This window comes from Janibacter sp. CoH_79_TC_3, assembly GCF_058197955.1.
Genome location: NZ_JBXWIV010000049.1, coordinates 1 through 1,004 on the forward strand (window position 1 = coordinate 1; position 1,004 = coordinate 1,004).

Genomic DNA, 1,004 nt, shown 5'->3' on the forward strand with positions numbered 1-1,004 from the left:
CTCGGGAGTATAGCTTTGTCTTTTCATTGTCGTATTCTCTCAGAATATTAGGTCTCCGACAATCCCGGGGCGGTTCACTGATACGCCGCTCTTTTTATCAGGCAGGCTTTTGGATGCTTTAAGGTCTTTTTTTGACTGATACCTAAACGTTTTAAAGCAGTGTGCATGCCGGTCTTACTACAGTTGAATCGCCTAGCTCGCTCATACAGATAGTCATCTGGATGTTGTTCAACGTCTTTTAAGAGTGCTTCATTCGGTATTTTAGTCGGTGGTTTATCCCGAGTTTGTTTGATACTTGAATCTTTGAGCCAGCGCTGTAATGCGGTTTTGCTAACATTATAAAAAGTACAAGCCTGACGGATACTCATGTCTTTGTTTTTGACACTTCTAATCACTTGTGCTCGAAAATCTGCTGAATAGGTCATTCGTTCTTCTGCCATTTCGCTTGTTTTAAAACGATTGCATCTTATTTAAAAAGAACTGACTATATTTCTAATTCCGTTAAAGTTAATTCTCTCATTTAATAATCTCCAATGAATGTATATTTATTTTACTTTTTAAAATGTATAAATTTACTTTTATTGCCCTCCCAATAAGTTAAATATAAGGCTCCGGAAAAACTAGCTGCAAATATCATAAATATATCTTTTGATAATCCATTAAAAAATACTGATTTGAGCTTATCTATTCCAATAGTATAAGCAAGCACACCATACGCAGCTACTCCTATAATTAAAAACCATTTTAAAAATACAGTTATTTTAAAACCTTTAAATAAAACTACCATATTAAAACTCCTTGATTGATACGATCATTATTAATTTTCTTAAATTAATAAATATATACTAAGAATTAGATATGTTTCTACATTAAAGTTATATTTTAGATGTCATCCTATTTAAGGATATTACTCGATCAGCTGAGTTAATATAGTCAAGCCCACCTAAAAGTGTTATAAACTAATTATCAAACCCAATTGTTATTATAAAGACCATGACTTACTC

At 32.4% G+C, this 1,004-nt stretch carries 2 protein-coding genes; both read right to left on the reverse strand.

What is annotated here, in order from left to right; translation table 11 throughout:
• Positions 1-74: 74 nt before the first annotated feature.
• On the reverse strand, positions 75-440 hold the full coding sequence (locus AC2FA3_RS14995) for an IS630 transposase-related protein (protein ID WP_490510280.1): 366 nt from the start codon (positions 438-440) through the stop codon (positions 75-77).
• Between the two features lie 110 nt (positions 441-550).
• On the reverse strand, positions 551-787 hold the full coding sequence (locus AC2FA3_RS15000) for a hypothetical protein (RefSeq protein WP_490510281.1): 237 nt from the start codon (positions 785-787) through the stop codon (positions 551-553).
• Positions 788-1,004: the final 217 nt, after the last annotated feature.

What these genes read in the sequence shown, in the direction of transcription:
- AC2FA3_RS15000 (WP_490510281.1), bottom strand. Translation starts at nt 787, where the DNA reads ATGGTAGTTTTATTTAAAGGTTTTAAAATAACTGTATTTTTAAAATGG.
- AC2FA3_RS14995 (WP_490510280.1), bottom strand. Translation starts at nt 440, where the DNA reads ATGGCAGAAGAACGAATGACCTATTCAGCAGATTTTCGAGCACAAGTG.